Raw genomic sequence first — 24052 nt, forward strand, 5'->3', positions numbered from 1 at the left:
AAGGAAGTGAGAGGTCACGGCCGCCACGTGCCGTGTCACCAGATCAGGCGGGGCGACCGGCCGAACCGGTCTCGCGGTCCGGGCGTCAGGCCTCGCGGACCTGGGCGTCTGGCACGGCCTTGCGGATCGACTGCTCCAGCTTGTTCAGTCCCTTCGCCAGGGACGTGCGCTCGGTGGCCGACATCTGGTCCAGCAGGTGTCCGAGGTTGGCGAAGTGCGCCTCGGCCACCCGGTCGACGACCTGGCGCCCCTTGGCGGTGAGCTGGACGTAGACCACACGGTTGTCCCGGGTGTCGCGGGAGCGTGAGACGAGTCCCTCGGCCTCGAGACGACGGACGCGCAGCGTAAGGCCGCCCGTCGTCACCAGCGTGCTCTGCGCCAGCTGACCGGCAGCCGCCCGCTGATCGGGCTGGCGTCGCAGGGCTGCCAGCACCTCGAACCCAGACGTGCTCGTGCCCATCTCCTCGAAGAGCGCGGTGATCTCCTGCCGATACAGCAGGTAGGCCCGGTGCAGGCGGCCGAAGACATGCATCGCCGACACGTCGAGTGCGGGGCTCACCTGGGCCCACGAGTCGATGATCTGGTCGACGGAGTCCGGTTGTGCCCTCACGCGTGTCCCTCACGTTGCAGTTGCTGTCTTGCTAAGGATCTTAGTGCTAAGACGCATGTCTCACCACTTGGTCTGCTGGGCGATTCTGGCACTTCCGGCGGCTCGGGACCCGAGAGCAGCCGGCACGAAGGGGGTGGCCGGAGCCACCCCCTTCGCCTCCATCCCCCGGAGGTCTCTCGCTCAGAGGCCGACCTGGTCGGCCGCGTACTCCGCCTGCTCCCGGGTGAAGCCGTCACCGGCGTCGGAGCTGAGCTGGTCGATCAGCTCGTTCCGCGAGAAGGGCATGAGGTCCAGGTAGTTCTCGGCGGACTTCACGGCCTGCTCGTCCCAGTCCACGTCGTCCTCGATGTGCTCGACGGCGAAGACCGCGACGTCCTGCGGGTAGTCGTCGCCGGCAGGGGAGGAGAGCTGGTCGATCAGGCCCTGCTTGGAGAAGGCCATGAAGTCCAGGTAGTTCTGCGCGGACTCGATCGCGTTCTCCTGCTCCGGCGAGAGGCCCTCCGAGGGGTCCTCGGCCGGCTCTTCCTGCGAGGTCGTGCTCTCCTCCTCGACCGGCTCTTCCTGCGAGGTCGTGCTCTCCTGCTGCGACTCCTCAGCGGCCGAGGTGCTCGTGCTCTCGCTCGCCGAGTCACCGCCGCCGGAGACGGCGACCCCCAGCCCGCCGCAGCAGAGGAGGAGCAGCACCACGGCACCGATGAGGGTCGCGAGGACCTTGTGCCTGGAGAACCAGCCCTTCTCGGGCTGCTGCGGCACCGGCGGGTTGCTCGGCTGCCAGGGCTGCTGGGGCGGGGTACTCGTCATGGCGTCCTTCTCTCTGCGGTGTGGCGTCGAGAGGGATCACACCGCGAACGGCCCCGGCGCCACCTCACCCGAACGGTCGGAGCCGACTGACCGAACGGAGGACCCCGCGGTGTCCGACCGTGGCGCTACCTTTCGGTCATGGACGTGCTCAGTGGGCTGCGGGCCCTGGCCCGGGCGACGTGGTGGCGCTCGGCGCTGTGGTACCTCGCCTGCCTGCTGAGCCTGCTCTTCGCGGTCTCGTTCGCCGAGCAGCGCACGGGATCCGCCGACACCGAGGTCATGGGCGGCCCATGGGTGTTGCTCTGGCTCGTCGGTGCGCTCCTGGCCGTGCTCGTCTTCTTCCGCTACCGGTGGCCCTGGCAGGTCACCGTGGCCGCCTCCGTGGCGACGCTGGCGCTGCCGGTCGACCCGCTCCTGCCACTCGTCGGCCTCATGCACGTCTGGCGTGCATGTGCCTGGCGGACCGTCGCGCTCGTGACCCCGCTGGTCACGGCGGCCACCTTCGTCGCGACCTGGCGGGACACCCGGGGGCACACCCAGGAGGAGTCCTTGTGGCAGCTGCTCTTCGCCTCCCCCGGGACACCCGGCACTGGCGAGGCGCTGGCATGGTGGATCCCGGTGGTCATCACCGTCCTCTGCGTGGTCGCCTTCGCCGGCATCGGCGGCCTGCGCCGGGAGCTGGCCCGCAGCGAGGCGAAGGGGGAGTCCCACCGACTGAGAGCCGAGCAGCTGGGTGACGAGGTGGTCCGGCAGGCCGAGCGGGAGCGGATCGCCCGGGAGGTGCACGACGCCATCGGGCACCGCCTCTCGTTGTTGTCGGTGCACGCCGGTGCGCTGGAGGCCAACACCCGCGACCAGGACCCGCGGGCTCGCGGGGTCGGCGACCCTCGTGCGCGAGTCGGCGGCCCGGACCGCGAGCGACCTGCGCTCGCTGCTCTCCGTCCTCCGGCGCCCCGACGACCCCGACCTCGCGGCGGCGGTGCCCGGCCTGGACGCGGTGCCGGGGCTCGTCGACGAGTCGATCGAGGCCGGCATGCCGCTCGTGGCCACGGTGCGGATCGAGGGCGAGTCCGGGCTGGACCCGTTCGTCGGGCAGACGGCCCACCGGATCACCCAGGAGCTGCTGACCAACGCCCGCAGGCACGCCCCCGGTGCGGGGGTCCGGCTGGCCTTCGTGGCGCGCCCCGCCGACGGGGTCACGATCGAGGTCGCGAACCGTCGTCGGGAGCAGTCCGCCCACGTCGAGGGTGGCGGGCTGACCGGGGTGCGTGAGCGGGCCGCCCGTGTCGACGGCGAGGCGCACGTCACGGTCGACGACGAAGGGAACTTCCGCGTCGCGGTCCGGCTGCCGTGGCGCCAGGCACAACGGATGGAGCCACGATGACCGACCCCGGCCAGGAGATCCGCGTCCTGCTCGTGGACGACGACCCGCTGCTGCGCGCCGGACTGGCACTCATGCTGGAGCCCGTCGACGGGGTGCGTGTCGTCGCCGACGTCGGCTCGGGGGAGGAGGCGGTGCCGGCGGTGCTCGCCCACCGGCCCGACGTCGTGCTGCTGGACTACCGGATGGGTGAGCTCGACGGGATCAGCACGACCCGCGAGATCGGCCGCCTGGAGGACCCGCCCCGGGTGGTGCTGCTGACCACCTTCGACATGGACGACCTGCCCGTGAGGGCCGTGCAGGCCGGGGCCGTCGGCTTCCTCCTCAAGACCGACCTGGACCCGGCCGGCATCGGGCAGGCGATCCGCGACGCCGCCGCCGGGCACGCCCCCTTCTCCCCGCAGTCGGCGGGTCACGTCGTGGAGCACGTGCGTGCCGGTGGTGCCGACACCCGGCGGGAGGAGGCCGTGGCACTCGTGGCCACGCTCAGCGACAGGGAGCGCGAGGTCTGCGTGCACCTGGCGCGCGGCGAGACGATCCCGGCGACGGCACGGCGGATGTACCTCTCCGAGTCGACGGTCAAGAGCCATCTGGGCAACGCGACCACCAAGCTCGGTGTCGACAGCCGCATGCGCATGGGGATCCTCATCGACCGGGCCGGGCTGATCTAAGGTTCAGGGATGAGCACGCACATCGTCGTCATGGGGGTCTCCGGCAGCGGGAAGTCGACCGTCGCGGAGGGCATGGCCGAGCGCCTCGGGTGGACTTTCGCCGAGGCCGACGAGTTCCACCCGCAGTCCAACATCGACAAGATGGAGGGCGGTACCCCGCTGACCGACGAGGATCGCTGGCCCTGGCTGGAGTCCCTCGCCGCGTGGATGGCCGACAAGGCGGCGAAGGGGGAGGACACCGTCATCACGAGCTCGGCGCTGAAGCGTTCCTACCGCGACGTGTTCCGGGAGGGGGGCCTGGACCCGGAGAAGGGCCAGCGGGTGGCCTTCGTCCACGTCCACGGGCCCTTCGACGTCATCGCGGAGCGGATGGAGCACCGGCGGGGGCACTTCATGCCCGAGTCGCTGCTGCAGTCGCAGTTCGACACCCTCGAGATGCTGGGCGAGGACGAGGACGGAGTCGTGCTGGATCTGCGCCGGCCCCCGGAGGAGCTGATCGAGGCGGGCGTCGCGTGGGTCAGGGAGACCGGCGGCTGAGGCCGGGGCCGCTCTGACGGCGCTCCGGTCTTCCCCGCGCTGCTCTTCCCGGCCGGGCACGGCCGTCGGCTCGACAAGACTTACTGCCCCTTCGCAAGAGTTTGGAACTCAGGCGAAGGGGGTGGTTCTCGGGTCACCCGGAAATCGTGGGGCCGGTGGGGTGGCGCCTCACGGAGTCCCGGCCACCCGAACGATGAGGGCACGGTCGTCGACGGTTGCGCGCACCCGCGTGGCCTCGCCGATGACGTCCCCGTCGACCTGGACGGGCCGCCGGGCCTCGACCTCGGCGGTATAGACGCTGGCCGAGCTGCGGGTCAGCTCGGTCGCGTTCCGGGTGGACCTGCCGAGGACGCGCACTGCGATCGAGCCCCACCCGATGATGGTCTTGGGCGCGACGACGACGCCGTCGAGCAGCCCGTCGTCGATCCGGGCGGTCGGCACCAGCTGAATCCCGCCCTGCAACGTGCCGCAGTTGCAGAAGATGACCGAGCGGGCGCGGGCCGGCGACCCGCTCTCGCCGTCGACCGTGAGCCGGACGCGGAAGCGCTTGATGAAGAGCTTGCGGGCGCCGGTGACGAAGTAGGAGATCCACCCGACCTTCGCCTTGAAGTCCTCGCTCGTGCCGCTCATGATCTCGGCGTCGAAGCCCATGCCCGCCATGACGAGGAAGGGGTGCCGGTCCACCGACGGCCCCTCCACCGGACGCTCGGCCTGCCCCGCGTCCTCGGTCTCCGTCTCCTCGACCGGGTCCAGCTCCAGCCAGGCGACGTCGATGGGCTTGTTGCGCCCGTTGTAGGCGACCTTGAGCGCCGCGACGAGGTCCGCGCCGAAGGGGATGTCGAGGTTGCGTGCCAGCAGGTTGCCGGTGCCGCGGGGGAGGAGCCCCATGGGGGTGTGGGTGTGGGCGAGCGCCACGGCCACGGCCCGGATGGTGCCGTCGCCGCCCAGGGGGCAGACGACGTCGACGCCCTCCTCGAGCGCCTGCCGGGCCTGACCGGTGCCCGGGTCCTCGATGGTGGTCTCGATGAAGAGCGGCTCCTGCCAGCCCAACTCCTTGCTCGCCGTGGTCAGCTCGGCCTTCGTCGCCGCCGGGTCCTTGAACTTCGAGGGGTTGATGATGATCGCCGCGCGCCGGGGTCGGCGCTGGGAGCGCTTGCGGCGGAAGGAGTCCCGGTCGGGACGCTGCACGGCCCGGTCACGCCGGGAGCGACCGGGGCCGGCCAGGACGAGGGCGATCACCACGGCGATGAGGGCAAGGCCGATCACGATCACGAGGGCCAGCGAGCTCCAGTCAGACACGCCGAGACGCTACCCCACGGTGGCGCGGATATCCTGCGGTGGTGATCGACCTGAAGTTCCTGCGTGACCAGCCCGACGTCGTCCGGGCCAGCCAGCGTGCCCGCGGAGAGGACGTGACCCTCGTGGACGCCGTGCTCGGCGCCGACGAGCGCCGCCGCTCCGCCATCAAGGAGTTCGAGGCCGCGCGGGCCGACCAGAAGGCCGCGAGCAAGGAGCTCGGTGCGGTCATGGGGCGGCTGAAGAAGGCCGAGAGGGCCGGCGAGGACGTCACGGACCTCGACGCGCACGCCACAGCCCTGCGGGAGAAGGGCGCCGCGATGTCCGCCAGGGTCAAGGAGCTCGACTCCGCCGCGGAGCAGGCCAAGGACGCCCTGGAGACCTCCCTTCGTTCCATCGGCAACGTCATCCAGGACGGTGTGCCCGCCGGCGGCGAGGAGGACTTCGACCTGCTCGAGGAGGTCGGGACCGCGCGCGACTTCGCCGCGGAGGGCTTCGAGCCCAAGGACCACCTCGAGCTCGGTGAGCTGCTCGGCGCGATCGACATGGAGCGCGGCGCCAAGGTGAGCGGCAGCCGCTTCTACTACCTCACGGGGGTCGGGGCGCGCCTGGAGTGGGCGCTCATGGGCCTCGCCCAGCAGATCACCGCCGAGGAGGGCTTCACCCCCCTCGTCGTGCCGAACCTCGTGCGCGCCGAGACGATGGCCGGCGCCGGCTTCCTCGACGCCCACGACGACGAGGTCTACCAGCTGCCCGCCGACGACCTCTACCTCACCGGCACCTCGGAGGTCGCGCTCGCCGGCTTCCACGCCGACGAGATCCTCGACCTGACCGACGGGCCGCTGCGCTACACCGCCACCTCGACCTGCTATCGCCGCGAGGCGGGCAGCTACGGCAAGGACACCCGCGGGATCTTCCGGGTCCACCAGTTCCAGAAGACCGAGATGTTCGTCTTCTGCCGGCCCGAGGACGCCGCCGCCGAGCACGAGAACCTGCTGCGGATCGAGCGGCGGGTCCTCGAGGCGCTCGAGCTGCCCTACCGCGTGATCGACGTCGCGGCCGGCGATCTCGGCGGCCCGGCCAGCCGCAAGTACGACTGCGAGGCCTGGGTGCCCACGCAGGGCAAGTACCGGGAGCTGACGTCGACGAGCAACTGCACGACCTACCAGGCCCGACGGCTGAACATCCGCGAGCGGGACCCGCGGGGCTCGGGCACGCGCACGCTCGCCACGCTCAACGGCACCGCCGCCACGAGCACACGGCCGATCGTCGCCCTCCTGGAGAACCACCAGCAGGCCGACGGGTCCGTGCGCGTCCCGGAGGCTCTGCGACCCTTCCTGGGGCTCGAGGTCCTCCGGCCGAGGTGACGTGAGCGCCCGACAGCCTCGCCTTGCGCGCTCATCCTCGGGGGTTACGTTGGGTGCAGCCTTGGCGAAGGAGGAGACGTGAACCTGGCGGCACACCACGAGGGGAGCGGTGGAACGGCACCCCTCGGGCGGGCCCGCACGGTCGCCTCGATCACCGCGAGGGTGTCCGACGGACAGACCGTCGTCCTCCGTGGCGCCCGCGGCATCGGGCGCACGACGGTCCTGGCGGCCGTCGCGGCGGCGCTGCCCCGCCCCATCGCGGTGCGGCTGTCCCGTCACGGCAGCGAGGGCCAGGGGGTGCGCACGCTCGCCGCGCGCTTCTCGCGCTCCGCACTGGAGGAGCTGCCGGCACCGATGCGGGAGATGCTCCAGGCCCCCGACCGGGTCCCGCAGGGGGCCCACCGCGTGGACCGGCTGGCCGATGCGCTGACCGAGCTGATCACGCTCGAGGCGGGGAGCTCCCCCTTCGCCGTGGTCATCGACGACGTGCAGAACCTCGACGACCTCAGCCTCGCCGCCATGCGCACGGCGGCTGCACGGGCAGTCGGACCCGGGACCCTCGGCGTCCTCGTGGGGGTCGGTCCCCGCGACCTGGACGAAGGGGGCGCCCTCCCCGACGCCGACGGCAGCCGGGACCTGCCGGTGCTCACCCTCGATCTGCCGCCGCTCAACGGCGCGGACACGGTCGAGATGCTCACCGCGGTGGGTCACCCGATGGACACCGCCCTCTGGGCCCACCGCGAGTCCGGCGGGAACCCCGGCCTGGCCCACGAGATCGCCGCCGCCGTGGACTCGGCACCGAACGGGGACCCCCAGCGGGAGGTGCGCTCGGTGGCCCGCTCCCGGCTGCGCGGTGTCGCGCCGGTGGTCCTGCGGACGCTGCAGCACGTGGCCGCGATGCACCAGCCGACCCCACGGGCCCTCGTCCGGATCGAGGGGGAGAGCGCGTCCGGGTCGATCCGGGCGGCGAAGGCACTCGGCCTCCTCGTCACCGAGGACACCTACCTCCGGCTGACGCCGGGCGCCCTCGGGGACGTACTCACGGAGACCCTCGACAGCGACGAGCTCATCCGGATGCACCGGGCGCTCGCCGAGCACGCCGACTCGGAGGAGCTCGCCCGGCTGCACCTCGCCCACGCGGGTGACCAGGACACCACGCCCCGACTCCTCGCGGAGTCGGGGCAGCGGTGCGCGGCCCGGGGCGAGCACGACCTGGCGGCCCAGCTGTACCTGCTCGCGGCCGGCGGCGACACCGACGAGCGGGACGAGTGGTTGACCCGGTCCCTGGAGAACGCGGTCATCGGCAAGGAGTTCCGGGTGCTGCACCGGGCCGCCCGGGCGACCATGGAGCTGACCGACCACGGCCTCCTCGTGCGGACCCGGTTGGCGCTCTCCGAGCTCACGGAGACCCCGGCGGACGAGGTGCTCGTGGCCGCGCTGCGCGAGGCCCGGGAGGATCCCGCGCTGCAGGCCCAGGTGCTCCTCCAGCGGGCCCGGCTCGTCCTGGGCGATGACGACGTGCGCACCGCGCGGGACCTGGCCCACAACGCGATCGTCCTCGCCGAGAAGATGGGGCGGACCGACATCCAGGTCGAGGCACTCACCGTCGCCGCGGTCGTCGCGCAGATCGGGGGCGAGGGCGACCCGCGGGGCCTGATCCGCCGGGCGGCGGCGCTGGAGCACCATCCGCGTCCGGGCCAGGTGCACATCTCCCCCCGGTACATCGCCGCCCGCTTCGCCCTCGAGGCCGACGACCTCACCACCGCCCGCGAGGAGTTCGTCGACATGCTCGCCACCGTCGGGGCGGACGCCGGGCTGGACACCGTCCACGTGCTGCGCGGCCTCGTCGAGATCGCCGCCCGTCAGGGGCGCGGCCGTGAGGCGCTCGAGCTGGCCTCACGGGCGATGCGGGCCGCGAGCCACTTCGACACACCCGTGGCGACGACCTGGTTCGTGGAGTCCATCGCGGAGAGCGTCGGAGGCTCCTTCGAACGGGCCCGGACCATCTCCGCCCGGGGCGTCCAGCTCGCTCGCGCCCAGGACGACGAGCGTTACCTCCGCCGTCACCTGGCCGTGCTCGGGCTGGCCGCACTGCACCTGGACGAGATCGAGGACGCGGTGGCCTGCTTCCGCGAGCTGCGGCGGATGGAGGCCGCGAGCGGGATCCGCGACGTGGTCTCCCTTCGCTGGCACGCCGACGGGGTCACCGCACTGGCCCTCTCCGGGGCGCTGGAGGAGGCCGTCGACCTGCTGGCGCAGCTGCGCGAGGTGATCGAGGACGGACGCGGCGCGCCGGGCGTCGAGGCCGCCGCCGACCGTGCGGAGGCCGAGATCGAGGCGGGCCGGCGCAACCTCGACGAGGCCCGCCGACTGGCCGAGCGCTCGGCATCCGTCGCGAGGGGGCACCGGCTGCCGATCGAGGAGGCCCGCTCCCTCGTCACGCTCGCGCACGTGGAGCGCCGCGCCCGCCGGACCGGGCGCAGCCTGGAGGTGGCCGCGAGGGCGCGGGAGGTCCTCCGACCGCTGCACGCGGACCCGTGGTCCGGGTGGGTGCGGGTGCGCTTCCCGGGCGGGGCCGCGCTGCACGCGCTGGAGCCGGAGACCGAGGGCGAGGACCAGCTCGCGGAGCTGACCGTCACCGAGCAGCAGGTGAGCTCGCTCGTCGCGGAGGGGGCGAGCAACCGCGAGATCTCGCAGCGGCTGCACCTGAGCGTCAAGACCGTCGAGGGGACCCTCACCCGGGTCTACCGCAAGCTGGACGTGCGCTCACGCACCCAGCTCGCGGCGATCGTGCTCGGCCACGGCCGTTGAGGCCGGTCAGTCCCCGGTCTCGAGGTCCAGCCGGTCGTCGGGGTCGTGGCGCCGACGCTGCGAGCGCCGGACCATCCACAGGACCACGCCGAGGGCGGTCAGGACGATGAGCGCGTAGACGGCCTTGCTGATCGGGTCCATGTACTGCTCGACGAGGTGGTAGTGCGCGCCGAGCCGGTAGCCGAGCCACACGAAGAGGCTGTTCCACAGCAGTGAGCCGGCACTCGTCAGGGCGAGGAAGGTGACCAGCGACATCCGGTCGATCCCCGCCGGGATCGAGATCAGGCTGCGGATGCCGGGGATGAAGCGCCCGAAGAAGACCGCCTTGCCGCCGTGGCGGCCGAACCAGGCATCCGCCTTGTCGATGTCGGCGACGTCCACCAGCGGCATCCTCTGGGCGATGAGGCGCAGCCGCTGCAGGCCGAGCGCCCGGCCCAGCCCGTAGAGGGCGAGGGCCCCGAGGACCGATCCGAGGGTCGCCCACAGCACGGCCTCGAGCATCGTGTAGCGCCCCTGCGAGGCGGTGAAGCCGGCCAGCGGCAGGATGACCTCGCTGGGGATCGGGGGGAAGAGGTTCTCCAGCGCGATGCCGAAGGCGATGCCGGGGCCGCCGATGCGGTCCATGAGGTCGAGGACCCACTCGACGATGGTGTTCATGCAGCCCTTCCGCGGCGGAGACGTCTACCGTGGGGGCTCGTGGGCACCCCTGGATCAGGCGACAAGACTACGGGTGGTCCCTCCGAGGAGTCTGAAAAGGGCGTCGGCCCGTGGCGGGGTGACTGGCCCCGGGACCCGCGGCTGGACCCCGATCTGCTGCGCGAAGGGGACCGGCGCAACGTCGAGGACCGCTATCGCTACTGGAGCCACGAGGCGATCGTCGCCGACCTCGCGACCCGGCGGCACGGTTTCCACGTGGCGATCGAGAACTGGGAGCACGACTTCAACATCGGCTCGGTCGTGCGCACCGCCAATGCGATGGGCGCGGCCGCCTTCCACGTCGTCGGTCGGCGCCGGTGGAACCGTCGCGGCGCGATGGTCACCGACCGCTACCAGGTCGAGCACTACCACCGCGACGTCGCCGGCCTCGTGGACTGGGCGAGGACCGGTGGCGAAGGGGGCGTCCCCCTTCGCCTCGTGGGCATCGACAACGTCCCCGGTGCGGTGCCGATCGAGACCCACGACCTGCCCCGGGACTGCGTCCTCGTCTTCGGGCAGGAGGGCCCCGGGATCTCCGAGGAGATGCTGGCCGCCTGCGAGGTCGTGCTCGGGATCAGCCAGTTCGGCTCCACCCGGTCGATGAACGCCGGTGCCGCCGCAGCGATCGCGATGCACGCGTGGGTGCGGCGCCACCACTTCGGGCAGGTCCCGTAGGGCGAGTCCTCGACGAGCGAGGCACCGCTCGGCCTGCCACCATGCGTCGGTGTCCCTGAGCAGCACCGAGCCACTGGAGGAGTGAGGGTGGGAGCGACCCCTGCCGCCACGCGTGGCAAGCGCAACGGCGCCCTGGACGGGCTGCGCGGACTGGCCGTCATCGCGGTGATGGCCTACCACGTCGTGCCGGACCCCTTCACCGGTGGCTGGCTCGGTGTCGACGTCTTCTTCGTCCTCTCGGGCTTCCTCATCTGCTCGATGCTCCTGCGCGAGCACCAGCGCAGCCAGCGCATCGACTACGTGCGTTTCCTCCTGCGACGCGCACGCCGGCTCATGCCCGGCATGGTCATGATGCTGCTCGCGACCCTCGTCGCGGCCATGGTCTTCGAGGGCGGGGAGCGACGACGGTCGGTGGCGATCGACGTGCTCTCCTCGGCGCTCCAGGTCTCGAACTGGCGGCTGATCCTCTCAGGGGAGTCCTACTTCGCCAAGGTCGCCGCGCCGTCGCCGATCCGCCACACGTGGTCCCTCGGCGTCCAGGAGCAGTTCTACCTCGTCTTCCCGCTCGTCCTGATCCTCATCTTCACGACGATGCGCCGGTACCGGAGCATGGCCCTGGTCCTCGGGGCCCTCGCGCTGCTGTCGCTCGGCCTGATGACCTGGCTCTACGACCCGGGCACCGACCCGAGCCGGGTCTACTTCGGCACGGGGACGCGGCTCTTCGAGCTGCTGGTCGGGGTCGTCGGCGCGGTCCTGCTCCACTGGCGGACCCAGCGGGCTGAGCATCGGCCCGTCGTGGGGCGACCGCGCGGATGGACGCGCACCACCGAGACGGCGCTCGGATGGGCTGGCATCGGCTGTCTGCTCCTCCTCGCGGTCTGGATGTTCACCGTCGACGAGTTCTCGCCGTGGCTCTTCCTCGGGGGGTTGGCCGGCATCGACCTGATGACCCTCGTGGTCATCACGGCGGCCACGTCGCCCTTTCCCAACGTGCTCGCCCGCCTCCTTGCCAACCGGCCGCTGATGAAGGCCGGGGACATGTCCTACTCGCTCTACCTCTGGCACTGGCCGGTCATCGTCTACCTCGCGCCGGCCATGCAGGGAGCGCCGGAGCTCACCCGCCAGGTCGCCGCCGTGGTCGTCACCATCGCCATCTCCACGGTCAGCTTCACCTACGTCGAGAACCCCGTCCACCGCCACGGCCTGCGCGGCCTGTCCCGGCTCCGCCCTCGACTCGGTCCCGGTCTGGCCCTGGCCGCGGGCCCGATGCTGCTCGCCGGGGCGGTCACCCTCACGATGACACCGGGCTTTGTCAGGGGGGACGACGTGCAGGTCGGGCTGCCCGCGGACCCGCACTACGGCACGTCGCAGGCGCAGCTGCCCCCCGACGTGCCCAGGCACGACGTCGTCCTCGTGGGCGCCTCCACCGCCGCCGGCCTGGCGGCGAAGGGGAAGTCCGAGCGGACCCCGGACGTCACGCTGACGCCGGCGGCGAACGTCGGGTGCCGACCCTTCGCGCGCGAGACGGTCGAGGACGGGTCGGTGACCCAGGAGGCCGCGGTCTGCGACGAGTTCCGCAAGCAGTGGCCGGTCGCGGTGGAGAAGGCGGATCACCCCACCGTGGTCTTCTTCCTCACGACGAGCCTCCTGTCCGACTTCCGCGTCGACGGCAAGGTCGTCAGTCCCCCTTCGCCGGAGTACGACCGTGCGGTCACCGAGATCCTGGACCAGTGGCAGAGCACGACGCGGCAGCGGGGCGCCGCCCGCATGGCCGTGATGAACCTGGCCTGCCACGAGCGCTCCGAGGCCGGCGGGGGCGACGTCATCGAGCGGACGAACGACATCGGGACGGTCAAGCACTTCAACGCTGTCGTCGACGATTGGTCGGAGGAGTCCGGGGCAGAGGTCTACGACATGTACGGGCTGCTCTGCCCCGGCGACCGATACCACGGCACGATCAACGGAAAGCCGCTCTACGAGGACACCCTCCACTTCAGCAGCAGCAGCGCACCGCTCGTCTGGCGGTGGCTCGCCGCCGAGGTGCGGGAGGACGCGCGCTCGTAGCGTCTGCTCAGGCGCCCGGCTCCGTCGTGCGCCGGGTCAGCTCGGACTCCATCCGACCGAACTCCTCGTCGACCCCCTCGGCGGTGCCGGGCCACAGCTTCGAGACGACCATGGCGACCACGAGGTTGATGATGAAGCCGGGGACGATCTCGTACATGTGCGAGGTGAGCACCTCGACATTGCCCCAGACGAAGACGGTCACGGCACCGACGATCATCCCGGTGAGGGCGCCGGTCGCGGTGAGCTTCCGCCAGTAGAGCGAGAGGAGCACGATCGGGCCGAAGGCTCCGCCGAAGCCGGCCCAGGCGAAGGCGACGAGCTCGAGGATCGCGGAGTTCGGGTCCAGCGCGAGGACGAAGCCCACGAGGGCCACGGCGAGCACAGCGAGCCGGCCGTACATGAGCAGCGCTGCGGCGGAGGCCTTGCGGCCGGTGAGGTTGACCAGGTCCTCGACGAGCGCCGACGAGCAGACGATCAGCTGGCTGGACATCGTCGACATGACGGCGGCGAGCACCGCTGCGAGCACGAAGCCCGCGACGAGCGGGTGGAAGAAGATCTGGGAGAGCAGCAGGAAGACCGTCTCCGGGTCGTGGATCTCCTTGGCCGGGTCGTTCGCGAAGTACGCGACGCCGACGAGCGCGGTGAGGATCGTGCCCAGGGCGGTGATGATCATCCAGGTGGTGCTGACGATCCGGCCGTAGTGGGCGTCGGCGGGCGTGCGCAGCGCCATGAAGCGCACGATGATGTGCGGCTGGCCGAAGTAGCCCAGACCCCAGGCCGCGGTCGAGATGATGCCCAGGAGGACCAGCCCGGCGCCGCCGTCACCGGCGAAGAGGTTGAAGACGTCGGGGTTGACCTCGCGGGCCTGGGCGGCGATGTCGCCGGGGGAGCCGATCTTGATGACCGCGACGATCGGCACCGCGACCAGCGCGGCGAACATCAGCAGGCCCTGGGCGACGTCGGTGAGCGTGGCCCCGAGGAAGCCGCCGAAGAGGGTGTAGACCAGCGTGATCGCGGCGACGAGCATCGCCCCGTGCAGGTAGGTCCAGCCGAAGGAGCTCTCGAAGAACTTCCCCGCGGCGACCATGCCGGAGGAGACGTAGAAGGTGAAGAAGACGAGGATGACCAGCGCCGAGACGATCCGCAGCAGGTGGCTGCGGTCGCGCAGGCGGCGCTCGAAGAAGCTCGGGATGGTGATCGAGTCGCCCGCGATCTCGGTGTAGGCCCGCAGCCGGGGCGCGACGAACTTCCAGTTCAGCCAGGCTCCGACCGTCAGGCCGATGGCGATCCAGGACTCGATGAGACCGGAGGCGTAGATCGCACCGGGCAGCCCCATGAGGAGCCAGCCGGACATGTCCGCGGCATTGGCCGACAGGGCGGCCACCGCCGGGTGCAGACCCCGCTCGGCGAGCATGTAGCCGTCGATGTTGCGGGTGCGGGTGTAGGCCACGTAGCCGATCGCGAGCATCAGCGCGAAGTACACGCCGATCGCGATGCCCTGGTAGGTCATGTCGGACATGACGGGTCCTTTCCTCGTGGGTCGCCGCCGAACGCTACTCCGCCACGCGGGTGGTCCCGGACACACGCCGCCAACGAAACGGTCACGGTGTGAGGATGGGGGCATGGTCACCCCCTTCGGTCCCTCCCAGCGCTCCGCCGTGGCTCCCTTCGAGGTGATGGACGTCCTCGCCCGCGTCGCCGAGATGCGGACCGAGGGCCGGGACGTGATCTCGCTGTGCGCCGGGGAGCCGAGCCAGGGTGCGCCGAAGGGGGTGCACGCGGCGGCCGAGCGGCTCCACGCCGAGCGCAGGCCGCTGGGGTACACGCCCTCCCTCGGGACCACCGCGCTGCGCGGGGCGATCGCGGGCCACTACGCCCGCTGGTACGACCTCGACCTCGACCCGGCGGAGGTCGCCGTGACGACGGGCTCCTCCGGGGGCTTCGTGCTCGCCTTCCTCGCCGCCTTCGAGGCCGGTGACCGGGTCGCGCTGGCCCAGCCCGGCTACCCGGCCTACCGCAACATCCTCGCCGCGCTCGGCTGCGAGGTCATCGACATCGAGTGCGGCCCGCAGGAGCGGTACCAGCCCACCGTCCCCCAGCTCGAGGCCACCCACGCGGCCGCGCCGCTCGCCGGTCTCGTCCTCGCCTCCCCCGCCAACCCGACCGGCACGATGGTCGAGCGAGGGGAGCTCGCCGCGATCGCCGCGTGGTGCTCCGCGCACGGGGTGCGGCTGGTCAGCGACGAGATCTACCACGGCGTGACCTATCCGGAGCCCGGTGCGGCGGACCCGCGCGGGGTGTGCGCACGGGAGCTCGACGAGCACGCGATCATCGTCTCCTCCTTCAGCAAGTACTGGGGGATGACCGGGTGGCGCCTCGGCTGGCTGCTGCTGCCCGAGGACCTTTGTCGGCCCGTCGACGCGCTCGCCGGCAACCTCGCGCTGTGCCCGCCGGCGGCCGCGCAGGAGGCAGCGCTCGCGGCCTTCACCGAGGAGACCTATGGCGAGTGCGAGGCCGCGTTGGTCGAGTTCGCCCGGGCCCGGGAGGTGCTGCTGGAGAAGGCACCCGCCCTCGGCTGGGGCGCGGCCGCCCCTGCGGACGGGGCCTTCTACTACTGGGCGGACCTCGGGAAGGCCCTGGCCCCCTTCGCCGACTCCGGTGAGTACGCGGCAGCACTGCTGGAGGACACCGGCGTCGCGGTCACGCCGGGGGGCGACTTCGATCCCGCGGCCGGCTCACGGTGCGTGCGGCTGTCGCTGGCCGCCGGCCCGGTCGCCGTGGGCGAGGCGCTGGACCGGATCATCGCCTGGCAGGGCTCGCGTCTCACCTTGTGACTCGCGGGTACGACACCACGCTCGCTCCTCGGCAGGTGTGCTGAGCCCGACAACTCGGGCCTCTCCTCGGCGGCACCAACCCAGCGTGGTGTCGTACCCGCGCGTAACTTCCGGATCCGTGGGTGCAGCCGCCCCGCGATCTGCGAGGATCGAGCCAAGACCACCAGCACACCGCGCCAGGAGGCCGTTCATGCCCATCGCCACTCCGGACGTCTATCGCGACATGCTCGACCGGGCGAAGGCCGGGTCCTTCGCCTACCCCGCCATCAACGTCACCTCCAGTCAGACGCTCAACGCCGCGATCCGCGGCTTCGCCGAGGCCGGCAGCGACGGGATCGTGCAGGTCTCCACCGGCGGCAGCGAGTACCTCTCCGGCCCGACGGTCAAGGACATGGTCACCGGGTCGCTCGCGCTCGCGGCCTACGCCGAGGAGGTCGCGAAGAACTACGACGTCAACATCGCCCTGCACACCGACCACTGCCCCAAGGACAAGCTCGACGGCTTCGTCCGTCCGCTGCTGGCGGCGAGCAAGGAGCGTCGGGACAAGACGGGGCTGCCGATCTTCCAGTCGCACATGTGGGACGGTTCTGCGGTCGAGCTGCACGAGAACCTCGCGATCGCCGAGGAGCTGCTCGGGCTCGCGGCGGCCGCGGACATCATCCTCGAGGTCGAGATCGGCGTCGTCGGCGGCGAGGAGGACGGTGTCGCGAACGACATCAACGACAAGCTCTACACGACCCCCGGCGACGCCCTCGACATGGTCAAGGCGCTCGGGCTCGGCGAGAAGGGCCGCTACATGGCGGCGCTGACCTTCGGCAACGTGCACGGGGTCTACAAGCCGGGCAACGTCAAGCTGCGCCCGGAGATCCTCAAGCAGTGCCAGGACGCCGTCGTCCAGCAGCACGGCAGCGACCACGGCGAGCGCCCGCTGGACCTGGTCTTCCACGGTGGCTCCGGCTCGACCCCGCAGGAGATCTCCGACGCGGTCGACTACGGCGTGGTGAAGATGAACGTCGACACCGACACCCAGTACGCCTTCACGCGCCCGGTCGCCGGCTGGATGCTGGAGAACTACACCGGCGTGCTGAAGATCGACGGCGAGGTCGGCAACAAGAAGCAGTACGACCCCCGCTCCTGGGGCAAGGAGGCGGAGGCCGCGATGGCGGCCCGTGTCGTCGAGGCCTGCGAGAACCTCCGCTCGGCCGGGACGTCGGTGAGGGCCTGATGGAGAACCTGCTGCACATCCCCGAGACCCTGCTGCCCGAGGACCCGGCGACCGCCCGGATCGAAGGGGGCGAGGACCCCGCCCGCGTGGCGGCGGACCTTCCCTCCTCCTCGCTGCCGTGGGCGGTCCTCGCGGAGGCCGCGCTCGACGGCGGACGGTCCATCGAGGCCTACGCCTACGCCCGTACCGGCTACCACCGCGGCCTGGACGCGCTGCGCGGCTCCGGGTGGAAGGGCCAGGGCCCGGTGCCGTGGAGCCACGTGCCGAACCGGGGCTTCCTGCGGGCCCTGGCGGCGCTGTCCCAGGCCGCCGGCGAGATCGAGGAGACCGCGGAGGAGGAGCGCTGCCGCAATCTCCTCGTCGACTCCTCGGCGGAGGGAGCCCGGGAGCTGCTGGGCTGACCCTTCGAGGCTCGCACGCTCGCTCCTCAGGGACTGGTGCACACTCGAAGGGCGCCACGACCGTTGTCGTGACGCCCTTCGCGTCGTTCCGGTGTCCCGCGCAGATGTCCGGAAGGAGTGCGCGAGGCGCCGTACCCCAAAGTCCCCTGATACCCGTGGACGGCGCCTTCGCGTGCCTCCATTCTGCCGCACGACGACCCCGAATATCGGCAGCAAGTGGCCACTGGCACTAAGATGCCGGCATGACTTCCGTGGAGCCCGTACGTCCCACCTCCGCCGAGGACCCGATCCGGCGGCTCGAGGCCTATCTCGCCGAGGACGCCAAGCGGGTCGACGAGGCGCGGGAGAAGCTCATCGACATCGGCGATGCGCTGACCACGCTGCGTGCCCGGATGCACAACATCGACCTCGGCGACGACCCCGGGGTGCAGGTGCTCGACCAGGCGATCGCGGCCCCGATCATCGACCGGCTCGCCGGGAGCGTCGAGCGGGTCGACAACGCGATGACGGTCATCGAGGTCGGGGCGGGGGCCGAGGAGACCAACTCCCGCCACGAGCGCGACCGGGCGCTGGCCGGCCAGCAGCAGCGGACCCTGGTGCACCCGAGGGTGCTCGCCGATGAGGCCGCCGCGGCCGACCTGGCCGCCCGCCGGGCCGCGGGGCAGCAGCAACGGGTGGCCCGCGACCTGGGCACCGAGTTCCTCGTCCTCGGGGAGGAGGCGGCGATCACCCTCGCCGAGTGGGGCAACGCCGAGGGGCCCTACGTGCTCATCCGCAACACGGCGCTCGTCGGATGCTTCGCGGCGTGGTTCGAGTCGATGTGGTCGGTGGCGCCGCACGTGGAGGCCCCCGACGAGGACACCGACGCGGCGCTCATCCGGCTGCTGACCCTCGGCGCGAAGGACGAGCTGATCGCCCGGACGTTGCGCATCGGTCTGCGCACGGTCCGGCGGCGGGTGGCGGTCCTCATGGACCGCTACGGGGTGAGCACGCGCTTCCAGCTCGGAGTGGCTCTCGAGCGCGACGGTCGGCTCGCGAAGAGTCCTCGGTAGACTCCCCCCGGGTGAGCAGCCGCGGCCGGGCCGCGGCTGCTGCCCTGCCGAGAGCGTCAAGGGCCCACTGCGTGGGCGAGGAGGAGCCATGCCGGCGATCGTGCTGATCGGCGCCCAGTGGGGCGATGAGGGCAAGGGCAAGGCAACCGACCTGATGGGCAGCGACGTCGACTACGTCGTGAAGTTCAACGGGGGCAACAACGCCGGCCACACGGTGGTCATCGACGGCGAGAAGTACGCCCTGCACCTGTTGCCCTCGGGGATCCTCACCCCGACCGTCGTCCCGGTGATCGGCAACGGTGTCGTCGTCGACCTCGAGGTGCTCTTCGAGGAGATCGAGGGGCTGCAGGCCCGCGGCATGGACACCTCCAAGCTGCGGATCAGCGCCAACGCCCACCTCATCCCGCCCTACAACCGGACGCTGGACAAGGTCACCGAACGCTTCCTCGGCAAGCGGAAGATCGGCACCACCGGCCGGGGGATCGGCCCGACCTACGCCGACAAGATGAACCGGGTCGGCATCCGCGTCCAGGACCTCTTCGACGAGGGGATCCTGCGGCAGAAGGTCGAGGCGGCCCTGGACTTCAAGAACCAGGTGCTCGCCAAGGTCTACAACACCCGCGCCACCGACGTGGAGGAGGTCGTGGCCGAGCTGCTCTCCTACGCGGACCGGCTGCGCCCGATGGTCGCCGACACCAGCCTCGAGCTCGAGCAGGCCCTTGACGCCGGTTGCAACGTCCTCCTCGAGGCCGGCCAGGCGACCCTGCTCGACGTCGATCACGGCACCTACCCCTTCGTCACCTCCTCCTCGGCGACCGCCGGCGGTGCCTGCACCGGCTCCGGGATCCCGCCGACCCGCGTCTCGCGGGTCATCGCGATCCTCAAGGCCTACTCCACGCGCGTGGGGGAGGGCCCCTTCCCGACCGAGCTCTTCGACGACGACGGCGAGTTCCTGCGCAAGACCGGGCACGAGTACGGCACGACGACCGGGCGGCCGCGCCGCACCGGCTGGCTCGACGCCGTGGTCGGCCGGTACGCCACCCGGGTCAACGGAGTCACCGACTTCGTCGTCACCAAGCTCGACGTGCTCACCGGCCTGGAGCGGGTGCCGGTCTGCGTCGCCTACGACATCGACGGCGAGCGGGTCGAGCAGATGCCCGCCAACCAGACCGACGTGCACCACGCGCAGCCGATCTACGAGTACCTGGACGGCTGGTGGGAGGACATCAGCGCCTGCCGGACCTTCGAGGAGCTGCCGGAGGCCGCGCAGGCATACGTGCTGCGTGTCGAGGAACTCATCGGCGCGCGGATCTCGGCCATCGGCGTCGGTCCGGGGCGCGACGAGATCATCCAGCGCCACCCGCTGCTCGACTCCTGACACCGGCGCTCCGGGCGGGGCGTAATTCCGTTGCCGGGCCCCCTTCGCGCTGGAAGGGTGGGGCCAGAGGTGCCGCAGCTGCGGTCCCGGACGGCGACGAAGGGAGATTCGGATGAGCGACCGCGAGAGCGCACCCGAGGACGTGAAGGCGAAGTTCCGGGAGGCGCTGGAGAAGAAGCAGTCGCACGGCGGGGCAGATGTCTCGCCTGACGGCGCCCACGGCAAGGTCGACGGCGCGCACCGCGCCGAGACCAGTGGCGCCCAGCAGATGTTCCGCCGCAAGAGCGGCTGACCGACGCTCCACGAAGGGGGCCCGGAACGCCCTTCGAGACGGTCGCTGCGCGACCTCCTCAGGGGCCGTTCCGGGCCCTCTTCTTGTCAGTCCAGCGGTCGCAGCACGCTCATCCGGTGCGCGGCGCGGGTGAGCACGACGTAGAGGATCCGGGCGCCGCCGGGGGCCTCGTTCGTGATCGCGACGGGGTCGACCACGAGGGTCCCGTCCCACTCCAGGCCCTTCGTCGAGAGCGGGTCGATGAGTACGACCCGGCCGTCGTGGCTGCCGTCCAGCTCCAGCAGTGCCTCCCGATGGCGCTGCGGGGCGATGACCGCGATCGAGCCGTCGACCTCCGCCGCGAGGTCGGCGAGGGCCTCTGCGGCAACCGTGCCGACCGGCGGTCGGGAGGTGTCCAGGGCATCGCCGAAGGTCACCTCGAGCGGGTCCACACCCGTCTCGCGCACCGCCTCGGGGATGTCCGCTCCGGGGACGACGGGCAGGATCACGTCGCGCGCGTAGTCGAAGATCTCGCGGGCGTTGCGGTAGTTCGTGCGCATGTGGAAGGCCTGGCGCGCCTGGCTGCCGTAGGCCTCATCGCGGGCGCGCACTGCCTCGTCGGCATCGGGCCAGGATGCCTGGGCCACGTCGCCGACGACCGTCCACGAGGCGCGCCGGCCCCGGCGGCCGATCATCCGCCACTGCATCGGGGACAGGTCCTGGGCCTCGTCGACGAGCACGTGGGCGTAGTCCTCGGGCGAGCCGACGTGCCCGTCCAGCAGGCGCTCGCGGGCGTCGGTGGGGGTCAGGTGGGTGCGGACCTCCGGCTCGCGGATCGCCGAGCCCATCGCGCGCAGCTCCTCGACGCCGTCGAGCTCCTCGATCTCGAAGAAGGAGCGCTCCTCCGGCTCATCCTCCTCGACGCGCCCGATGCGCACCGACAGGTCGTCGATGAGCGCGACGTCCGAGACCGACCAGGTGCCGAGCGCCAGCGCCTCGCGGATCGAGTGCGCCAGGTCCGCGGCATCGCCCTGGCTGAGCACGGAGTGGGCCACCTCGTAGGCCAGCTCGGTGTCCTCGAGCCACAGCAGCGCCTCGCGCGGGTCCACCTGGGGCCACCACTCGGCCATGAACTGATCCACGGCGAGGGAGTCCTCGAAGGCCTCGAGGAACTCCTCCTTCTCGCCCTCGGCCACCTGGCGCCAGGCGGCCTCGGCGAGCAGGTCGCGGACCGCGCGGGCGGCCTGGTTGCGGCTGCGGTCCCGCAGCGCCTGCCGCCGGATCCGGCCCAGGGCGGCCTCGTCGAGGTGGATGGGGGAGCCGGCGACGATGGCCCGCATGCTCGTCGGCGCGTCCGGTGCCGGCCGGGCGGCCAGGCGGGAGAGGACCGTGCGCATGGCGAGCGAGCCCTTGATCGCCGCCGTCTCGGGCGGGTCGTGGCGCACCGCGGTGATGACGTCGACGACGTCACCGAGGGAGCGCAGCGTCACCGACTCCTCGCCGAGGGAGGGCAGCACCCGCTCGATGTAGGCGGTGTAGGCCGTCGACGGGCCGATGACGAGGATGCCGCCGGACTCGTACCGACGCCGGTTGGCGTAGAGCAGGTAGGCGGCCCGGTGCAGCGCGACCACGGTCTTGCCGGTGCCGGGACCGCCGGTGATCTCGGTGACGCCCCGGTCGGTGGCCCGGATGGCCTCGTCCTGGTCCGCCTGGATCGTCGCGACGATGTCGCGCATCTGCTGACCCCGGCTGCGGGTGAGTGCGGCCAGCAGTGCCCCGTCGCCGACGACGACCATGTCCGCGGGGGCCTCGGGGACCATGAGGTCGTCCTCCACGCCGATCACCGTCTCGCCGCGGCTGCGCAGGACACGGCGGCGGATCACCCCCTTCGGGTCGCCGGGGGTGGCCTGGTAGAAGGCCGCGGCCGCCGGTGCCCGCCAGTCGATGACGAGGGGTTCGTAGTCGTCGTCGCGCACGCCGAGCCGGCCGATGTAGCGCACCTCACGCTCGTCGTCGGCGTCCGGCTCGAGGTCGAGGCGCCCGAAGACGAGCCCCTCGTACTGCGTCTCCAGGTGGGCCAGCCGGCGGGCGGCGTGGTGGACGAGGGCGTCGCGCTCGAAGAGCCCGGCCATCTCCTCGTCCCGGACGTCGCCGGTGCGGTCGGTCCGTCCCCGGGACATGCCGTCGGTCGCGACGAGGCCGGCCCGGCGGCCGGCCTTCGCCAGCTCGTGGTGGACCCGGTCCAGGTGCTGCTGCTCGGTGGCGATCTCGGCGGCGACGGTGTCGGTGGGCGCGTCGGTCACAGGTCTCCTGCCGCTCCCTTCGGTGTGGGCGGAACGTACGAGTCTAGGGCCAGCGACGCACCCCCGGGCACCCGTCCCGTGATGGACACCTGACCCTCCTGACCGAGCGCTGCCGCAGAAGAGGGAAATCCCTGACGGCTTCATCTTGATTTCACCTTCATCCAAGTGTCACTATCGAGACATCGGCCAAGGCCGATGGTCGTGCGGTCGGTGTCCCCCCTGATGTCTGGACCCGCGACCTAGGGGCGCAGCTCGCGGCAAATTCCCCCCCCTGCTTGCCGCTGAGCTGCGCCCCACCTCTGTCTCGGGCCGGTTCCTCGGGTCCCACGCTCGGCGTGGGCGGTGCGAGCGTGCGCAGCAGGGGAGCCTCGAAGGATAGGCTCGCCTCCCGTGAAGGTCCTCGTCATCGGCTCCGGCGCCCGCGAGCACGCCCTCGCGCGTGCCCTCACCCACGACCCCACCGTCAGCGCGGTCATCGCGGCGCCGGGCAACCCCGGCACGGACGCGATCGCCCTCAACGAGCCGGTCGATGCGGCCGACCCGGAGGCCGTGCTCGAGCTCGCCCGGCGCCACGACGTCGGCCTCGTCGTCATCGGCCCGGAGGCCCCGCTCGTCGCGGGGGTCGCCGACGCGCTGCGCGAGGGCGGCATCCGGTGCTTCGGCCCGAGCGCCGCGGCCGCCCGGCTCGAGGGCAGCAAGGCCTGGGCGAAGGAGGTCATGGCCGCGGCCGAGGTGCCCACCGGCATGGCCCGGGTGTGCACGGACGAGCAGCAGCTCGCGGACGCGCTGGACTCCTTCGGGCCCCCCTTCGTCGTCAAGGACGACGGGCTGGCCGCGGGGAAGGGAGTCGTCGTCACGGAGGAGCGCGAGGAGGCCGTGGCGCACGGCCTGGTCTGCCTGGCGAAGGGGGAGGACGCCCGAGTGGTGATCGAGGAGTTCCTCGACGGCCCGGAGGCGAGCCTCTTCTGCATCTGCGACGGCACCACCGTGGTCCCGCTGGACCTCGCCCAGGACTTCAAGCGCGTCTTCGACGGCGACGAGGGGCCGAACACCGGTGGGATGGGTGCCTACAGCCCGCTCACCTGGGCGCCCGAGGGGCTCGTGGACGACGTCGTCGACCGGGTGGCGCAGCCGGTGGTCGATGAGATGGCGCGGCGGGGAACCCCCTTCGTCGGGGTGCTCTACGTGGGGCTGGCGCTGACCTCGCGCGGGCCGCGGGTCATCGAGTTCAACGTGCGCTTCGGGGACCCGGAGACCCAGTCGGTGCTCGCCCGGCTCGAGTCGCCGCTCGCGGTGCTGCTCGGGGCCGCCGCCGACGGTGGGCTGGCCGACCACGACCCGCTGCGGTGGCGTCCGGAGGCGGCGGTGACGATCGTCGAGGCGGCCGCCGGCTACCCCGCATCGCCGCGCAAGGGGGACCCCATCGACGGCCTCGAGGAGCTGACCGCCGGACCGCTCGCCGAGCACGTGCACGTCCTGCACGCCGGGACCGCGCTCGAGGAGGGGCAGCTGGTCTCCTCCGGCGGGCGGGTGCTCTCCGTCGTCGGGCTCGGGGAGGACCTGACGCAGGCACGGGAGCGCGCGTACGAGGGCGTCGAGGCGATCGAGCTGGATGGGGGGCACCACCGCAGCGACATCGCCCTGCGCGCATCGCGCGGTGAGATCCGGGCGTGACCTGC

Annotated in this window: 21 protein-coding genes; 14 read left to right on the plus strand and 7 right to left on the minus strand. The window is 71.8% G+C overall.

Features of this window, described 5'->3' with window-relative positions; translation table 11 throughout:
* Positions 1 to 85: 85 nt before the first annotated feature.
* From JCO01S_RS05835 to JCO01S_RS16210, 3 genes are all read right to left on the minus strand, one after another.
* A complete protein-coding gene (locus tag JCO01S_RS05835; protein WP_068252181.1) occupies positions 86 to 610 on the minus strand; it encodes a MarR family winged helix-turn-helix transcriptional regulator in 525 nt (174 codons plus the stop codon).
* Positions 611 to 790: 180 nt separating this feature from the next.
* Positions 791 to 1411 carry an Ltp family lipoprotein gene (locus JCO01S_RS05840; RefSeq protein ID WP_068252184.1) on the minus strand — a complete coding sequence of 207 codons (621 nt, stop codon included), beginning with the start codon at positions 1409 to 1411 and terminating at the stop codon, positions 791 to 793.
* 344 nt (positions 1412 to 1755) lie between these two features.
* Complete coding sequence (locus JCO01S_RS16210; RefSeq protein WP_068252186.1) at positions 1756 to 2205, minus strand: hypothetical protein; 450 nt, start codon at positions 2203 to 2205, stop codon at positions 1756 to 1758.
* A gap of 95 nt (positions 2206 to 2300) precedes the next feature.
* Here JCO01S_RS16210 and JCO01S_RS16215 point away from each other — a divergent pair, with 95 nt between their 5' ends.
* Genes JCO01S_RS16215 through JCO01S_RS05860 form a run of 3 tightly spaced genes read left to right on the plus strand, consistent with a single transcriptional unit; the run spans position 2301 to position 4000 of the window.
* Positions 2301 to 2795 (plus strand): sensor histidine kinase, encoded by a 495-nt coding sequence (locus tag JCO01S_RS16215; protein ID WP_068252188.1) that lies wholly within the window; start codon positions 2301 to 2303, stop codon positions 2793 to 2795.
* Entirely contained in the window at positions 2792 to 3463 is a 672-nt protein-coding gene (locus tag JCO01S_RS05855; protein ID WP_068252191.1) for a response regulator, read from the plus strand. The genes JCO01S_RS16215 and JCO01S_RS05855 overlap by 4 nt, the downstream gene beginning before the upstream one ends.
* 9 nt (positions 3464 to 3472) lie before the next feature.
* Positions 3473 to 4000, plus strand: coding sequence for a gluconokinase (locus JCO01S_RS05860; protein ID WP_068252193.1), 528 nt, complete (start codon positions 3473 to 3475; stop codon positions 3998 to 4000).
* Positions 4001 to 4168: 168 nt separating this feature from the next.
* Here JCO01S_RS05860 and JCO01S_RS05865 read toward each other — a convergent pair whose 3' ends face one another.
* Entirely contained in the window at positions 4169 to 5299 is a 1131-nt protein-coding gene (locus tag JCO01S_RS05865) for a diacylglycerol/lipid kinase family protein (protein ID WP_068252195.1), read from the minus strand.
* Between the two features lie 41 nt (positions 5300 to 5340).
* On the opposite strand from JCO01S_RS05865, the gene serS reads away from it, so the two are divergent.
* Positions 5341 to 6663, plus strand: coding sequence for a serine--tRNA ligase (gene serS / locus JCO01S_RS05870; RefSeq protein ID WP_068252295.1), 1323 nt, complete (start codon positions 5341 to 5343; stop codon positions 6661 to 6663).
* A gap of 78 nt (positions 6664 to 6741) precedes the next feature.
* Positions 6742 to 9474, plus strand: a complete 2733-nt coding sequence (locus JCO01S_RS05875) for a helix-turn-helix domain-containing protein (RefSeq protein ID WP_068252198.1) — start codon at positions 6742 to 6744, stop codon at positions 9472 to 9474.
* A 6-nt stretch (positions 9475 to 9480) separates the two neighbouring features.
* On the opposite strand, the gene JCO01S_RS05880 is transcribed toward JCO01S_RS05875, so the two are convergent.
* Positions 9481 to 10131: a DedA family protein gene (locus tag JCO01S_RS05880; RefSeq protein ID WP_068252200.1), complete on the minus strand. Its 651-nt coding sequence runs from the start codon at positions 10129 to 10131 to the stop codon at positions 9481 to 9483.
* A 39-nt stretch (positions 10132 to 10170) separates the two neighbouring features.
* Between JCO01S_RS05880 and JCO01S_RS05885 the strand changes: the two genes are divergently transcribed.
* Together JCO01S_RS05885 and JCO01S_RS05890 are read left to right on the plus strand one after the other, a co-directional pair.
* Complete coding sequence (locus tag JCO01S_RS05885) at positions 10171 to 10845, plus strand: TrmH family RNA methyltransferase (protein WP_068252202.1); 675 nt, start codon at positions 10171 to 10173, stop codon at positions 10843 to 10845.
* Between the two features lie 87 nt (positions 10846 to 10932).
* On the plus strand, positions 10933 to 12909 hold the full coding sequence (locus tag JCO01S_RS05890) for an acyltransferase family protein (protein ID WP_068252204.1): 1977 nt from the start codon (positions 10933 to 10935) through the stop codon (positions 12907 to 12909).
* A 7-nt stretch (positions 12910 to 12916) separates the two neighbouring features.
* Here the strand turns inward: JCO01S_RS05890 and putP are convergent, their stop codons facing one another.
* Entirely contained in the window at positions 12917 to 14428 is a 1512-nt protein-coding gene (gene putP, locus JCO01S_RS05895; RefSeq protein ID WP_068252207.1) for a sodium/proline symporter PutP, read from the minus strand.
* A 103-nt stretch (positions 14429 to 14531) separates the two neighbouring features.
* On the opposite strand from putP, the gene JCO01S_RS05900 reads away from it, so the two are divergent.
* From JCO01S_RS05900 to JCO01S_RS05925, 6 genes are all read left to right on the plus strand, one after another.
* On the plus strand, positions 14532 to 15743 hold the full coding sequence (locus JCO01S_RS05900) for a pyridoxal phosphate-dependent aminotransferase (protein WP_068252210.1): 1212 nt from the start codon (positions 14532 to 14534) through the stop codon (positions 15741 to 15743).
* A 190-nt stretch (positions 15744 to 15933) separates the two neighbouring features.
* On the plus strand, positions 15934 to 16968 hold the full coding sequence (gene fbaA / locus JCO01S_RS05905; RefSeq protein ID WP_068252213.1) for a class II fructose-bisphosphate aldolase: 1035 nt from the start codon (positions 15934 to 15936) through the stop codon (positions 16966 to 16968).
* Positions 16968 to 17369, plus strand: coding sequence for a DUF3151 domain-containing protein (locus JCO01S_RS05910; protein ID WP_068252217.1), 402 nt, complete (start codon positions 16968 to 16970; stop codon positions 17367 to 17369). Before fbaA ends, JCO01S_RS05910 begins: the two co-directional genes overlap by 1 nt.
* Positions 17370 to 17611: 242 nt before the next feature.
* Positions 17612 to 18421 carry a helix-turn-helix domain-containing protein gene (locus JCO01S_RS05915; protein ID WP_157074498.1) on the plus strand — a complete coding sequence of 270 codons (810 nt, stop codon included), beginning with the start codon at positions 17612 to 17614 and terminating at the stop codon, positions 18419 to 18421.
* A gap of 88 nt (positions 18422 to 18509) precedes the next feature.
* Positions 18510 to 19799 (plus strand): adenylosuccinate synthase, encoded by a 1290-nt coding sequence (locus JCO01S_RS05920; protein ID WP_068252223.1) that lies wholly within the window; start codon positions 18510 to 18512, stop codon positions 19797 to 19799.
* A 112-nt stretch (positions 19800 to 19911) separates the two neighbouring features.
* Positions 19912 to 20091: a DUF5302 domain-containing protein gene (locus tag JCO01S_RS05925; RefSeq protein ID WP_068252225.1), complete on the plus strand. Its 180-nt coding sequence runs from the start codon at positions 19912 to 19914 to the stop codon at positions 20089 to 20091.
* An 86-nt stretch (positions 20092 to 20177) separates the two neighbouring features.
* Here the strand turns inward: JCO01S_RS05925 and JCO01S_RS05930 are convergent, their stop codons facing one another.
* Entirely contained in the window at positions 20178 to 22373 is a 2196-nt protein-coding gene (locus tag JCO01S_RS05930) for a HelD family protein (RefSeq protein WP_068252227.1), read from the minus strand.
* Between the two features lie 390 nt (positions 22374 to 22763).
* Between JCO01S_RS05930 and purD the strand changes: the two genes are divergently transcribed.
* Positions 22764 to 24047 (plus strand): phosphoribosylamine--glycine ligase, encoded by a 1284-nt coding sequence (gene purD / locus JCO01S_RS05935; protein ID WP_068252229.1) that lies wholly within the window; start codon positions 22764 to 22766, stop codon positions 24045 to 24047.
* The last annotated feature ends 5 nt before the right edge of the window (positions 24048 to 24052 follow it).

Origin of the sequence: Janibacter corallicola NBRC 107790 (genome assembly GCF_001570965.1) — a bacterium.
Taxonomy (GTDB): domain Bacteria; phylum Actinomycetota; class Actinomycetes; order Actinomycetales; family Dermatophilaceae; genus Janibacter; species Janibacter corallicola.